The organism is Pseudomonas sp. 3MA1 (assembly GCF_029237275.1).
GTDB lineage: Bacteria > Pseudomonadota > Gammaproteobacteria > Pseudomonadales > Pseudomonadaceae > Aquipseudomonas > Aquipseudomonas fluorescens_AP.
Genome location: NZ_JAACFX010000002.1, coordinates 394,606 through 407,698 on the forward strand (window position 1 = coordinate 394,606; position 13,093 = coordinate 407,698).

General features: G+C 64.4%; 12 protein-coding genes. 5 read left to right on the forward strand and 7 right to left on the reverse strand.

Annotated elements, in window-relative coordinates:
- The first annotated feature begins 11 nt into the window (after window positions 1–11).
- Together GWQ44_RS06950 and GWQ44_RS06955 are read left to right on the forward strand one after the other, a co-directional pair.
- Entirely contained in the window at window positions 12–1,910 is a 1,899-nt protein-coding gene (locus GWQ44_RS06950) for a cytochrome c/FTR1 family iron permease (RefSeq protein WP_275926939.1), read from the forward strand.
- 79 nt (window positions 1,911–1,989) lie between these two features.
- Window positions 1,990–2,445, forward strand: coding sequence for a YaiI/YqxD family protein (locus GWQ44_RS06955; protein WP_016965642.1), 456 nt, complete (start codon window positions 1,990–1,992; stop codon window positions 2,443–2,445).
- Between the two features lie 144 nt (window positions 2,446–2,589).
- Here GWQ44_RS06955 and elbB read toward each other — a convergent pair whose 3' ends face one another.
- Complete coding sequence (gene elbB / locus GWQ44_RS06960) at window positions 2,590–3,255, reverse strand: isoprenoid biosynthesis glyoxalase ElbB (protein ID WP_275926940.1); 666 nt, start codon at window positions 3,253–3,255, stop codon at window positions 2,590–2,592.
- Between the two features lie 51 nt (window positions 3,256–3,306).
- Window positions 3,307–3,933: a DedA family protein gene (locus GWQ44_RS06965; RefSeq protein WP_016965640.1), complete on the reverse strand. Its 627-nt coding sequence runs from the start codon at window positions 3,931–3,933 to the stop codon at window positions 3,307–3,309.
- A 207-nt stretch (window positions 3,934–4,140) separates the two neighbouring features.
- On the opposite strand from GWQ44_RS06965, the gene hemB reads away from it, so the two are divergent.
- Together hemB and ppk1 are read left to right on the forward strand one after the other, a co-directional pair.
- Entirely contained in the window at window positions 4,141–5,154 is a 1,014-nt protein-coding gene (hemB, locus tag GWQ44_RS06970; protein ID WP_275926941.1) for a porphobilinogen synthase, read from the forward strand.
- Window positions 5,155–5,172: 18 nt separating this feature from the next.
- A complete protein-coding gene (gene ppk1 / locus GWQ44_RS06975) occupies window positions 5,173–7,386 on the forward strand; it encodes a polyphosphate kinase 1 (protein WP_016965639.1) in 2,214 nt (737 codons plus the stop codon).
- A gap of 174 nt (window positions 7,387–7,560) precedes the next feature.
- Here the strand turns inward: ppk1 and ppx are convergent, their stop codons facing one another.
- From ppx to GWQ44_RS07000, 5 genes are all read right to left on the reverse strand, one after another.
- Window positions 7,561–9,063 (reverse strand): exopolyphosphatase, encoded by a 1,503-nt coding sequence (ppx, locus tag GWQ44_RS06980; RefSeq protein WP_047306578.1) that lies wholly within the window; start codon window positions 9,061–9,063, stop codon window positions 7,561–7,563.
- Window positions 9,064–9,217: 154 nt separating this feature from the next.
- Window positions 9,218–9,952, reverse strand: coding sequence for an amino acid ABC transporter ATP-binding protein (locus tag GWQ44_RS06985; RefSeq protein ID WP_016967170.1), 735 nt, complete (start codon window positions 9,950–9,952; stop codon window positions 9,218–9,220).
- Complete coding sequence (locus tag GWQ44_RS06990) at window positions 9,939–10,589, reverse strand: amino acid ABC transporter permease (RefSeq protein WP_275926942.1); 651 nt, start codon at window positions 10,587–10,589, stop codon at window positions 9,939–9,941. The genes GWQ44_RS06985 and GWQ44_RS06990 overlap by 14 nt, the downstream gene beginning before the upstream one ends.
- Window positions 10,586–11,254 carry an amino acid ABC transporter permease gene (locus tag GWQ44_RS06995; RefSeq protein WP_103740741.1) on the reverse strand — a complete coding sequence of 223 codons (669 nt, stop codon included), beginning with the start codon at window positions 11,252–11,254 and terminating at the stop codon, window positions 10,586–10,588. Before GWQ44_RS06995 ends, GWQ44_RS06990 begins: the two co-directional genes overlap by 4 nt.
- A gap of 21 nt (window positions 11,255–11,275) precedes the next feature.
- Complete coding sequence (locus tag GWQ44_RS07000) at window positions 11,276–12,061, reverse strand: transporter substrate-binding domain-containing protein (RefSeq protein ID WP_047306575.1); 786 nt, start codon at window positions 12,059–12,061, stop codon at window positions 11,276–11,278.
- A gap of 253 nt (window positions 12,062–12,314) precedes the next feature.
- Here GWQ44_RS07000 and GWQ44_RS07005 point away from each other — a divergent pair, with 253 nt between their 5' ends.
- On the forward strand, window positions 12,315–13,019 hold the full coding sequence (locus tag GWQ44_RS07005; RefSeq protein ID WP_016967173.1) for a FadR/GntR family transcriptional regulator: 705 nt from the start codon (window positions 12,315–12,317) through the stop codon (window positions 13,017–13,019).
- Window positions 13,020–13,093: the final 74 nt, after the last annotated feature.

A 13,093-nucleotide genomic window follows, 5' to 3' on the forward strand; every position in this document is an offset into this window, starting at 1 on the left:
GAGATTCGTTCATGACTGGCCCTTCCCGTTTACTGGCATTGCTGGTGCTGCCGGTACTCGCGCTCTGCAGCTTCAACCTGCTGGCCGATACCGTCGATGGCGCGCCCAAGGCCTTGCATCTGCTGGATTACATCGGCGCCGATTACCCGCCCACGGTTGAAGCCGGCAAGGTCATCGACGAGTCCGAATACCGCGAACAGCTGGAGTTTCTCGGGGTCTTGCAAGGGCTGATCGCCGAGCTGCCGGCCAAACCGGAGAAGGCCGAGCTGGAGCAGGGCATCGCCGCTTTGCGCAAGGCGGTGGAGGATCGGCTCGAGGGGGCTCAGGTGGCCCGTCTGGCGCGGCAGATGGGAGCCAAGCTGGCGGTGGCCTATGAGGTCAGCCAGGCGCCGGTCATTACCCCGGACCCGAGCCGCGGTGCGCCGCTGTATGCCCAGCACTGCTCGGTGTGCCACGGCGAAAAAGGCGCCGGCGATGGTCCGGCCGGCGTTGGCATGACTCCGCCACCGGCCAATCTGCGGGATGCCGAGCGTCTTGATCGCCTGAGCCTGTACGCGGTCTACAACACCCTGGGGCTGGGTGTTGAAGGCACGGACATGCCGGCCTTTGCCGATCAGCTGGATGACCGCCAACGTTGGGACCTGGCCACTTACATCGCCGGGTTCAGCGCCGATCCGGCGGCGGCCAAGGGCGAGCAAGGCTTCAACCTGGCCGACCTGGCCCGGCAGACGCCCGCCGAAGTCCTGGCCGCCCAAGGCCCGCAGGCCGCCGCCACCTTCCGCGCCCAGCGGGCGCAGCCGCCTCAGGTCAAGCGGGGTCCGGGGCAGTTGCTGGACTACACCGCCTCGACCCTGGACAAGAGTCTTGCGGCCTATCGCAACGGCGATCATGAACAGGCCTATGACCTGTCGGTAGCGGCGTACCTGGAAGGTTTCGAGCTGGTGGAAAGCTCCCTGGACAACGTCGATGCCACGGTGCGCAAGGACACGGAAAAGGCCCTGATGGCCTACCGTCAGTCGTTGCAGGACGGCTTGCCGGTGGCTCAGGCCGAGCAGCGCCTGGACGCGGCCAAGGCCAAGCTCAAGGAGTCTGCCGGGCTTCTGGGCGGCGACAGCCTGAGCTGGTCGCTGAGCTTTATCTCCGGCTTGCTGATCCTGCTGCGCGAAGGCCTGGAAGCGATCCTGGTGCTGGCGGCCATCCTCGCCTTCCTGCGTAACACCGGCCAGCAATCGGCGGTGCGCAGCGTCAACGTCGGCTGGGGCCTGGCGTTGCTGGCGGGCCTGGGCACCTGGGCTCTGGCGGCTTACGTGATCGACGTCAGCGGTTCCCAGCGCGAGCTGCTGGAAGGCGCTACCGCGCTGTTCGCCAGCGTCATGGTGCTGTGGCTCGGGGTGTGGATGCATGATCGCCGGCATGCGGCGGCCTGGCAGGACTACATCAAGAGCAGCCTGGTGGGCGGCGGCGGGCGTTTCGGCTTTGCCGTGCTGGCGTTCTTCTCGGTGTATCGCGAGCTGTTCGAGGTGATCCTGTTCTACGAAACCCTGTGGCTGCAGGCCGGCCCCGCCGGACACAACGCGGTGCTGGCCGGTGGCGCCACCGCCCTGGTGCTGCTGGTGGGCCTGGCCTGGGTGATCCTGCGGGGTTCGGCCAAGCTGCCCCTGGCCCTGTTCTTCGGCATCAACGCGGCGTTGCTCTGCGCCTTGTCGGTGGTGTTTGCCGGGCACGGGGTCAAGGCCTTGCAGGAAGCCGGTATCTTCGGCACCCGGCCAGTGCCGTTCTTCGACTTCGACTGGCTGGGGATTCACGCCGACGCTTACTCGCTGGGGGCCCAGGCGGTGGCCATCCTGGCGATCGTGGTGCTTTATAGTCGCAGTCGCCTGAGTGAGAAGCGGCGCTTGCAGGCTTCTTGACGCTGCGCGGTTGATCGCGGGCAAGCCGCTCCTGCACGGGGTGGCTTGCCCGTTTTGCATTCTGGAAGGAGAACACTCGATGCGTGTGTGGATCGATGCCGACGCTTGCCCCAAGGCGGCCAAGGAGCAGGTGGTGCGCTTTGCCTTGAAGCGCCAGTTCGAGGTGGTGCTGGTGGCCGGGCAGGCGCAGATCAAGCCGGCGTTTGCCTGCGTCCGGTTGATCGTGGTGCCCAGCGGCCCGGATGCCGCCGACGATTACCTGGTGGAGCACGCGGTGCCGGGCGAATTGGTGATCTGCAGCGATGTGCCGCTGGCCGACCGCCTGGTGAAGAAGGGCGTGGCCGCCCTGGACCCGCGGGGCAAGGAGTTCGACGCGCAGAACATGGGCGAGCGCCTGGCGGTGCGTAATCTGTTTACCGATCTGCGGGAGCAGGGGCAGGTCAGCGGCGGGCAGGCGCCCTATGGCGATCGGGAGAAGCAGGCATTTGCCAATGCGCTGGATCGGATTCTGACCCGGCTGTCGCGTCAGGCCTGAAGGGCCTGATGTGCCGGGCAATCCTTTGGCTGTGTGCAGCCGGCGGGGAGCCGGCTGCAGTGGTGTATCCCGGTGTGCGGCCGCTTCGCGGCCCGGTTTGACCCCCTGTCCTCGCCACAGGAGGTTGTCCTTGTGGCGGGGCGGTTATTCGCCTTCGTGGGTCAGTTCCAGCACCCGGTCCACCAGTTTGTTGATGCCCGAGGCGGCTTCGCTGATCGATTGCGCCAGCATGTAGGCCGGTGTGCTCACCAGCTTGCGCGCGGTGTCTTCGACGATGTCGCCCACCGCGCATTCGGCGTGGCTGGCGCCCATCTTGCCCAGGGCCGCGGCGGTGTCGGCATCGTTGCCGATGGTGCAGGTCACGCCCGGACCGTAGATCTTCGCCGCCAGGGCCGGGGCGATGCACATCAGGCCTACCGGCTTGCCGGCTTCGGCAAAGGCTTCGGCCAGGGCCAGGACGTCGGCCTGGACCGTGCAGGCCGCACCTTCGGTGGCGAAGCTGGACAGATTCTTGGCAGCGCCAAAGCCGCCGGGAATGATCAGCGCGTCGAAATCGTCGACGCTGGCTTCACGCAGGTCCTTGACCTGGCCACGGGCAATGCGCGCCGATTCCACCAGCACGTTGCGGGTTTCGGCCATGGTTTCACCGGTCAGGTGGTTGAGCACATGCATCTGCGGGATGTTCGGGGCAAAGCACTGCACCTGGGCACCACGCTGGTCGAGGCGCAGCAGGGTGATCACGCTCTCGTGGATCTCGGCACCGTCGAACACGCCGCAACCGGAAAGGATCACTGCAACTTTTTTGCTCATGGTTGTTTCTCCAGGTTAAGGGTGCCGACAGCATGCCAAAGGACGGGCGTGTCACTCCACCGGTGTGGTCGAAGCCTTGGTCTTGTCCTGCGCGGCGGCTTGTTCGGCCTCGTAGACCTGCTTGGCCAGGCGGGCGTTCTTGAAACGCCGGCGCAACCACAGGCCGAAGCCCAGCACCAGCAGGGCGCCCAGGACCCACAGTTCGTACTTCTTGATACTGCCGAGCATGCCTTCCATGACCGCGCCGAAATGGTAGGCGGCCTGGGCCAGGGCCACGGCCCAGACGGCCGCGCCAATGCCGTTGAGCAGCAGATAGCGGCCCGGCGGATAGCCGGACAGGCCAATGGCCACCGGCATCACGGTGCGCAGGCCATAGACGAAGCGGAAGCTCAGCACCCAGATATCCGGATGCTTGCGGATATGCTCCAGCGCCCGATCGCCCATCATTTGCCAGCGCGGCTTGCGCGCCAGCAGCTTGCGGCCATGCTTGCGCCCCAGGAAGTACCACAGCTGGTCACCGGCGTAGCTGCCGAGGAAGGCGACGATCATCACCAGCTTGATATCCATGTACTCGCGGAACGCAAGAAACCCGGCAAGAACCAGAATGGTTTCACCTTCGAAAAACGTGCCGAGAAAGAGGGCGAAGTAGCCGAAATCCTGAAGAAATTGTTGGAGCATTGTCTGGATGCTGGCGAAATGAACGCGCAGCCTACCCCTTCGACGACGTTCGGGAAAGTATCGAAATGTGTCTCGACGTGAACAATTGCGCCAATAACAATGAGTGTTGCTGCCGGTCAACGGCTTGAGCACAACTGTCATCTGTTCGTCATAATGCCCGCTTATAACTGTTCCGCTCGCCCGCCCGCGCGGGCCCTGGAGTCCGCCGTGAGCTTTACCCCTGCCAGCCGCCTGTTCCCAGCCACTCGTCTGCGGCGTAACCGTCGCGATGAATTCTCTCGCCGCCTGGTGCGTGAAAACCGCCTGAGCGTCGATGACCTGATCCTGCCGGTATTCGTGCTTGACGGTGAGAACTGTCGCGAGGCGGTGGCGTCGATGCCCGGCGTCGAGCGCCTGACCATCGACCTGCTGCTGGAAGAGGCGGCGCACTGGGTCGAGTTGGGGATTCCGGCCCTGGCGCTGTTTCCGGTGACCCCGGCCGGGCTCAAGTCCCTGGATGCGGCCGAAGCCTGGAATCCCGAGGGCATCGCCCAGCGCGCCACCCGCGCCTTGCGCGAGCGCTTTCCGGCACTGGGGGTGATCACCGATGTGGCCCTCGACCCGTTCACCACCCATGGCCAGGACGGCATTCTCGACGAACACGGCTACGTGCAGAACGACATCACCGTCGATGCCCTGGTGCGTCAGGCCCTGTCCCACGCCGAGGCCGGCGCCCAGGTGGTGGCGCCTTCGGACATGATGGACGGGCGGGTCCAGGCGATCCGCGAAGCCCTGGAGCTGGCGGGGCACGTCAACGTGCGGATCATGGCCTACTCGGCCAAGTACGCCAGCGCCTACTATGGTCCCTTCCGTGATGCGGTGGGTTCGGCGCTGAACCTGGGCAAGGCCGACAAGGCCTCCTACCAGATGGACCCGGCCAACGGTAACGAAGCCCTGCATGAAGTGGCGGCGGACCTGGCGGAAGGGGCGGACATGGTCATGGTCAAGCCAGGCATGCCGTACCTGGATATCCTTTTTCGGGTCAAGGATGAATTCAAGGTGCCGACCTTTGTCTATCAGGTCAGCGGCGAATACGCCATGCACATGGCGGCGATCCAGAATGGCTGGTTGGGTGAAGGGGTTATTCTTGAATCCCTGACCGCTTTTAAACGTGCAGGTGCCGATGGCATCCTGACTTACTTTGCCGTTCGTGCTGCTCAATTGTTACGAGAGCAAAAATAGCCCTCCCAGGAACACGCGATGAATACTGAAGGACTCTCAGAAGTTGCCGTAAAAGACGCTCAGCCGGTGGTCGAGCCAGTGGTTGAAACCCCGCCGGAGCTGGAACCCGCGCCCGCGGTGGCCGAGGCGCCGCCGGCGCCGGCCATTGTCATCCCCAACCTGGATGACAGCAGCCTGTACATTCACCGCGAGCTGTCGCAGTTGCAGTTCAACATCCGCGTGCTGGAACAGGCGCTGGACGAGTCCTACCCGCTGCTGGAACGCCTGAAGTTCCTGCTGATCTTTTCCAGCAACCTGGACGAGTTCTTCGAGATCCGCGTCGCCGGTCTGAAGAAGCAGATCACCTTCGCCCGTGAGCAGGCGGGCGCCGACGGCTTGCAGCCGCATCAGGCGCTGGCGCGGATCAGCGAGCTGGTGCACGGTCACGTCGACCGCCAGTACGCGATCCTCAATGACATCCTGTTGCCGGAACTGGAGAAGCACCAGATCCGCTTCATCCGTCGCCGCTACTGGACCACCAAGCTCAAGACCTGGGTACGCCGCTACTTCCGCGACGAGATCGCGCCGATCATCACCCCCATCGGCCTGGACCCGACGCACCCGTTCCCCTTGCTGGTGAACAAGAGCCTGAACTTCATCGTCGAGCTGGAAGGCATCGATGCCTTCGGTCGCGATTCGGGTCTTGCGATCATCCCGGCGCCGCGCCTGCTGCCGCGGATCATCAAGGTGCCGGAAGAAGTCGGCGGCCCTGGCGACAACTATGTGTTCCTGTCGTCGATGATCCACGCCCACGCCGATGACCTGTTCCAGGGCATGAAGGTGAAAGGCTGCTATCAATTCCGCCTGACCCGTAACGCCGACCTGGCGGTGGATACCGAGGACGTCGAAGACCTGGCCCGCGCCCTGCGCGGCGAGCTGTTCTCCCGTCGCTACGGTGACGCGGTGCGTCTGGAAGTAGCCGACACCTGCCCCAAACACCTGTCGGACTACCTGCTCAAGCAGTTCAACCTGCACGAGACCGAGCTGTATCAGGTCAATGGCCCGGTGAACCTGACGCGGCTGTTCAGCATTACCGGCCTGGACAGCCACCCGGAACTGCAATACACCCCGTTCACCCCGCAGATCCCCAAGCTGCTGCAGAACAGCGAGAACATCTTCAGCGTCATCAGCAAGCAGGACATCCTGCTGCTGCACCCGTTCGAATCCTTCACCCCGGTGGTCGACCTGCTGCGCCAGGCCGCCAAGGACCCGCACGTGCTGGCGGTACGCCAGACCCTGTACCGCAGTGGCGCCAACTCGGAGATCGTCGACGCCCTGGTGGACGCGGCGCGCAACGGCAAGGAAGTCACCGCGGTGATCGAACTGCGTGCGCGGTTTGACGAAGAGTCCAACCTGCAGATGGCCAGTCGCCTGCAAGCGGCCGGCGCGGTGGTGATCTACGGCGTGGTGGGCTTCAAGACCCACGCCAAGATGATGCTGATCTTGCGTCGCGAGGCCGGCGAGATCGTGCGTTATGCGCACCTGGGTACCGGCAACTACCACGCGGCCAACGCCCGTCTGTACACCGACTACAGCCTGCTGACCTCCGACGACGCCTTGTGCGAAGACGTCGGCAAGCTGTTCAGCCAGCTGATCGGCATGGGCAAGACCCTGCGCATGAAGAAGCTGCTGCATGCGCCGTTCACCCTGAAGAAGGGCATGCTCGACATGATCGCCCGGGAGACTCAGTTCGCCCTGGACGGCAAGCCGGCGCACATCATTGCCAAGTTCAACTCGCTGACCGATCCGAAGATCATCCGCGCGTTGTACAAGGCCAGCCAGTCCGGCGTGCGCATCGATCTGGTGGTGCGTGGCATGTGCTGCCTGCGTCCGGGGATTGCCGGGGTCTCGCACAACATCCATGTGCGTTCGATCATCGGCCGCTTCCTGGAGCATACCCGGGTGTTCTACTTCCTCAACGGCGGCGAGGAGCAGATGTTCCTTTCCAGCGCCGACTGGATGGAGCGCAACCTCGACAAGCGGGTCGAGACCTGCTTCCCGGTGGAAGGCAAGAAGCTGATCCTGCGGGTCAAGAAAGAGCTGGAAAGCTATCTCACCGATAACACCCACAGCTGGAGCCTGCAGTCCGACGGCCGTTACATCCGCAACACGCCGACCGGCAACCAGAACCCGCGCAGCGCCCAGGCGACCTTGCTGGAGCGTCTTGGCAGCCCGGTGTTGCCGGTGCGCTAAGCGCCTCAAGCGTCGTAGCTAATAAAAAGGCCAGCCCGATCATCGGGCTGGCCTTTTTATTGTGGCTTGCAAGAGGCTGTAGGAGCTGGCTTGCCAGCGAAGGCGCCCCAGAGAGCGCTGCAAGGCTTGAGGGCCTGTTCGCCGGCAAGCCGGCTCCTGCAGGTCCGTGGCAGGTCAGCGGACGTTGAGCACGATGCCGACCCGGGTCAGCCATTCGGCTTCCAGGGCGAAATCGGCCTGGGTCAGCTGGTTTTCATCCAGCCAGTGTTCCGGGAACTCCACGTCCAACTGATCGCCGCTGGCGCGCAGGCTCACCTGGGGCATCTGCTGGGTGCCGCGGATGTGGTGGAACAGGATGGCAAAGCGCAGCAGCACGCACAGACGGATCAGCTTGATGCCGTCGTCGCCGAACTCGGCGAATTTTTCCTTGGGAATATTGCGGCGGTGGCCACGCACCAGCAGCGCCAACATCTGCTGGTCTTCCCGGGAGAAGCCGGCCAGGTCCGAGTGCTCGATCAGGTAGGCGCCGTGCTTGTGGTAGTGGTAGTGGGCGATATCCAGGCCCACTTCGTGGACCTTGGCGGCCCAGCCCAGCAGTTCGCGCCAGACGCCGTCTTCCAGGTCCCAGTCCGCGGCGACCTGGTCGAAGGCGCGCAGGGCCTTGCCCTCGACGCGCGAGGCCTGTTCCAGGTCGACGTGGTAGCGCTCCATCAGCGAGCTGAGGGTGCGTTCGCGGACGTCTTCGTGGTGGTGACGGCCCAGCAGGTCGTAGAGCACGCCTTCACGCAGGGCGCCTTCGCAGTGGTCCATGCGTTGCAGTTCCAGGGCATCGAAGATGGCTTCGAGAATCGCCAGGCCCGCCGGGAAGATCGCCCGGCGGTCGGGCTTGATGCCTTCGAAGTCGATCTTCTCGGCATCCCCCAGCTTGAACAGCTTGCGCTTGAGCCAGGCCAGGCCCTCGGCGTTGACCTCGCCACTGCCCTGGCCGCCGGCCTTGAGGGCCAGACCGATGGCGCGGATGGTTCCGGACGAGCCGATGGCTTCGTCCCAGGTCAGGCGATGCAGGGCATGTTCGATGCTCATGATCTCCAGGCGCGCGGCGGTGTAGGCCTGGGCGTAGCGGGCCGGGGTGATCTTGCCGTCGCGGAAGTAGCGCTGGGTAAAGCTCACGCAACCCATCTGCAGGCTCTCGCGCAGCAGGGGTTCGAAACGCTGGCCGATGATGAATTCGGTACTGCCGCCGCCGATGTCGGCCACCAGGCGCTTGCCCGGGGTATCGGCGAGGGTGTGGGACACCCCGAGGTAGATCAGGCGGGCCTCTTCACGGCCGGAGATGACCTCCACCGGGTGGCCGAGGATCTCTTCGGCGCGGCGAATGAACTCGCCACGGTTGCGCGCCTCGCGCAGGGCGTTGGTGCCGACGATACGCACGGTGCCCGGCGGCATGCCGTTGATCAGTTGGGCGAAGCGCTTGAGGCAGTCGAGCCCGCGCTGCATGGATTCTTCGTTGAGCTGGCGTTCTTCGTCGATGCCGGCGGCCAGTTGAACCTTTTCTCCGAGCCGCTCGAGAATGCGGATTTCACCGTTCCGGGCCTTGGCCACGACCATGTGAAAGCTGTTGGAGCCCAGATCGATCGCGGCGATCAGGGACAGATTCTTGGCTTGGGATTGGGGCATGGTTGGGGGTCTCGGTCGATAACCTCGCCATCCTGCCACGATCAACGGCCTGCGCCAACGCGCAGTGTCCAATGCGTTGATTCAACGCACAAAACCCGTGGCAGGCGATGCTGTCGCTGTTTGCCGGCCAGCCGGCTGTTGCGAACGAGCCGCCTCAAGCCGGCTCGGTGCTGCCGATGAAGTTCGCCAGTTCGGCGGTCTGCGGGTTGGCGAACAGTAGTTTCGGATCGCCCACTTCGTGGACCTTGCCCTGGTGCATGAACACCAGTTTGTCGCCGACCTCCCGGGCAAAGCGCATTTCATGGGTGACCATGATCAGGGTCATGCCGTCCCGGGCCAGCTGGCGCACCACGCTGAGCACTTCATTGACCAGCTCCGGATCCAGGGCCGAGGTGATCTCGTCGCACAGCAGCACCTTGGGCGACATCGCCAAGGCCCGGGCGATCGCCACCCGTTGCTGCTGACCGCCGGACAGCCGATCTGGAAACGCATCGAACTTCTCCGCCAGGCCGACCCGGGCCAGCATCTGCCGCGCCAGCTCGGCAGCCCGGGCCTTGGGCACCTTTTGCACCACCTGCGGGGCGAGCATCACGTTCTCGCCCACGCTCAGGTGGGGGAACAGATTGAACTGCTGGAACACCATGCCGACCTTCTGTCGCAGGCTGCGCAGATCGGCGCGGGCGGCGTCCAGGTATTCGCCGTCGACCTCGATCACCCCGTCGTTGATCGACTCCAGGCCGTTGAGGGTGCGCAGCAGGGTGCTCTTGCCCGAGCCGCTGCGTCCGATGATCGCCACCACCTGGCCTTCCTCGATGCTCAGGTCGATGCCTTTGAGCACATGGTGGTCGCCGTAGTATTTATGCAGGGCGGAAATTCTAAGCAGAGGCATGCAGTCTCCTTTCCAGGTAGCGGGCACTGAGGGACAGGGGGTAGCAGAGCAGGAAGTAACCGAGGGCCACCAGGCCGTAGACCATGAAGGGCTCGAAGGTGGCGTTGGCCAGCATGCTGCCGGTCTTGGTCAGCTCGGTGAAACCGATGATCGAGGTCACCGCGGTGCCTTTGACCACTTGCACCGAGAAGCCCACGGTGGGCGCCACGGCGATACGCAGCGCTTGCGGCAGGATTACGTAGCGCAGTTGCTCATAGGAATTGAGCGCCAGGCTCGACGAGGCTTCCCACTGTCCATGGGGAATCGACTCGACGCAACCGCGCCAGATCTCCGCCAGGTAGGCGCTGGTGAACAGAGTCAGGACGATGGCGGCGGCCAGCCAGGGCGAGATATCCACACCCAGCAGTGCGATGCCGAAGAACACCAGGAACAGCTGCATCAGCAGCGGTGTGCCCTGGAACAGTTCTATATAGAGGCGGGCGCAGGAGCGGGCCCAGCCCTTGTCGGAGATTCGCAGGGTCATGACCAGCAGGCCGATCAGGCCGCCGCCGACAAAGGCCACCAGGGACAGCAGCAGCGTCCATTGCAGGCCGCTGAGCAGGTTGCGCAGGATGTCCCAGAAACTGAAGTCGCTCATCGGCTGTTCCTCAGGATGTAGCGCTGGCCGATCCAGTTCAGCCACTGGCGGATCAGCAGGGCCATGCACAGGTAGATCAGGGTGGTCAGGGCGTAGGTTTCAAAGGCGCGGAAGTTGCGCGACTGGATGAAGTTGGCGGCGAAGCTCAGCTCTTCGGTGGCGATCTGCGAGCACACCGCCGAGCCCAGCATGACGATGATGATCTGGCTGCACAGGGCCGGCCAGACCTTGCCCAGGGCCGGTAGCAGTACTACGTGGCGAAACGCCTCGAAGCGGCTCATGGCCAGGGCCGCGGCGGCTTCCAGCTGGCCCTTGGGAATCGCCTGGATGCCGGCGCGGATGATTTCCGTGGAATAGGCGCCGAGGTTGATCACCATGGCCAGCACCGCCGCCTGCCACTCGGAAATCTGCAGGCCCAGGGACGGCAGGCCGAAGAAGATGAAGAACAGCTGCACCAGGAACGGGGTGTTGCGGATCAGCTCGACGTAGACGCCGAAGATCGTCGCCAGGGGCTGAATCCGCCAGGCCCGCACCAGGGCGCCGATGATCCCCAGGCTGACCCCGAGCAAGGTGCCGATGGCGGTCAGCTCCAGGGTGAACAGCGCGCCGCGCAGCAGCAGGCCGGTGTTTTCCAGCACCGGCAGGAAGTCGAACTGATAAGCCATGCTCAAGCTCCGGGCGGGCGGTCAAAGGTCGGCCGGCAGCGGCTCCTTGAGCCACTGCTGGGAGTTCTTCTCCAGGGCGCCGTCGGCCTTGGCGGCCGTGAGGATCTGGTTGACCTTGTCCAGCAGCTCCGGCTGGTTCTTGTTCACCCCGACGTAGACCGGCGAGTCCTTGAGCTTGATCTTCATCGCCGGGATGCGTTTCGGGTTGCGCTGGCTGATGGCGACCATCACCACGTTGCCGCTGGCGATCAGGTCGACCTGGCCGGCGAGGTAGGCGGCGATGGTCGAGTTGTTGTCCTCGAAGCGCTTGATGGTCGCGCCCTGGGGCGCCACGGCGGTCAGTTCGATGTCCTCGATGGCGCCGCGGGTGACGCTGATGGTCTTGCCCTTGAGGTCGCCGAGGCTGGCGATGGCCGCGTCGGGCGGGCCGAACACCGCGAGGTAGAAGGGCGCGTAGGCTTTCGAGAAGTCGATGACCTTTTCCCGCTCGGGGTTCTTGCCGAGGCTGGAAATCACCAGGTCGACCTTGCCGGTGGTGAGGAACGGGATGCGGTTGGTGCTGTTGACCGGGGTCAGCTCCAGCTTGACCTTGAGTTGCTCGGCCAGCAGGCGTGCGGTGTCGATGTCCAGGCCGCGGGGCTGCATGTCCGGGCCCACCGAGCCGAACGGCGGGAAATCCTGGGGCACGGCCACCTTGAGGGTGCCGCGGGCGATCACCTCGTCCAGGGCGCTGGCCTGGGCCGGGGCCTGGCTCAGCAGCAGGCTGGCGAACAGGGCAGAGAGCAGGGCGCAACAGCGTTTGGTCATGGCGAATCTCCGCAAGTCTTGGGAAGTGAATGCTGTGTGGCGATAGAGCACAGGCCATGCCAAGACCCGGAAAAGGCCGTGGATCCGCGGTTTGCAGTGGTTTTTCGGTCTTACTGGTCTGAACAGTTGGAGGTCTTTTCGCACCTGGATCGAGCATCGCGGGGCCGCGCCGAACCCCCGTGGGGCACGACTTGCCGGGTTCGGCGAATAGCTTTACAAGGGAGCTTTTCCCGCACCGGTCAGCCGCCAATCCATGAATTCGATCACCCGTGCCGTACCCGAAGTGGCCCTGCAAGCCATTCGCCAATTGATCACCGAACGGGGCTTCGGTCCGGGGGATGCGCTGCCTTCGCAGCGGGAGCTGGCGGTGCAACTGGGGGTCAGTCGGGCGTCGCTGCGCGAGGCCTTGTCATCCTTGAGTGCCCTGGGGCTGATCAGTGTGCAGCCGGGCAAGGGGGTGTTCGTCCAGGCGCCGGAAACCCTGCCTGCCGGTGCCGGATTGAGCTGGCCGTTCGCCGCCCAGGCCTCGCCGGTGGATATCTTTCAGTTGCGTTATGCCCTGGAGGGGTTCGCTGCGGGCCTGGCGGCGGTGACCCTGACCGCCGATGAGCTGGATGTGCTGGAAGACAATGTGCAGGCCATGCGCCGTGAGCTGCGGGCCGGGGATTTCGAGGCGGCGGCGCGGCTGGACTTCGAGTTTCACCAGAAGATCCTCCTGGCCAGCGGCAATCAGGCGATGCTGAGCATCCTCAGCGCCAGTGCCGAGATCTTTCTGGAGAGTCAGAAGCTACCGTTCATCCGCCCCGAGCGGGCCATGGAAACCTGGCAAGAGCATCGCAAGATCCTCCGGGCCCTGGTCCGGCACGCTTGCGGAGCGGCGCAAAAGGCCATGCAGGAGCATGTGCGCAATGCGGCCCTGCGCACTGGAATCGCCTTTGTCACCCCCGCATCTTCCTGAGCTGAGCTATACCCAAACTCATGGGTCACCATAGTGAGAGTCAATCATCTCCGGCTTCCTGAACGCGGGAAGGG

Bases quoted from the DNA above. Each gene is read 5' to 3' on its own strand.
- GWQ44_RS06950 (WP_275926939.1), top strand. From the start codon at position 12: ATGACTGGCCCTTCCCGTTTACTGGCATTGCTGGTGCTGCCGGTACTC.
- GWQ44_RS06955 (WP_016965642.1), top strand. From the start codon at position 1,990: ATGCGTGTGTGGATCGATGCCGACGCTTGCCCCAAGGCGGCCAAGGAG.
- elbB (WP_275926940.1), bottom strand. From the start codon at position 3,255: ATGAGCAAAAAAGTTGCAGTGATCCTTTCCGGTTGCGGCGTGTTCGAC.
- GWQ44_RS06965 (WP_016965640.1), bottom strand. From the start codon at position 3,933: ATGCTCCAACAATTTCTTCAGGATTTCGGCTACTTCGCCCTCTTTCTC.
- ppk1 (WP_016965639.1), top strand. From the start codon at position 5,173: ATGAATACTGAAGGACTCTCAGAAGTTGCCGTAAAAGACGCTCAGCCG.
- ppx (WP_047306578.1), bottom strand. From the start codon at position 9,063: ATGCCCCAATCCCAAGCCAAGAATCTGTCCCTGATCGCCGCGATCGAT.
- GWQ44_RS06985 (WP_016967170.1), bottom strand. From the start codon at position 9,952: ATGCCTCTGCTTAGAATTTCCGCCCTGCATAAATACTACGGCGACCAC.
- GWQ44_RS06990 (WP_275926942.1), bottom strand. From the start codon at position 10,589: ATGAGCGACTTCAGTTTCTGGGACATCCTGCGCAACCTGCTCAGCGGC.
- GWQ44_RS06995 (WP_103740741.1), bottom strand. From the start codon at position 11,254: ATGGCTTATCAGTTCGACTTCCTGCCGGTGCTGGAAAACACCGGCCTG.
- GWQ44_RS07000 (WP_047306575.1), bottom strand. From the start codon at position 12,061: ATGACCAAACGCTGTTGCGCCCTGCTCTCTGCCCTGTTCGCCAGCCTG.
- GWQ44_RS07005 (WP_016967173.1), top strand. From the start codon at position 12,315: ATGAATTCGATCACCCGTGCCGTACCCGAAGTGGCCCTGCAAGCCATT.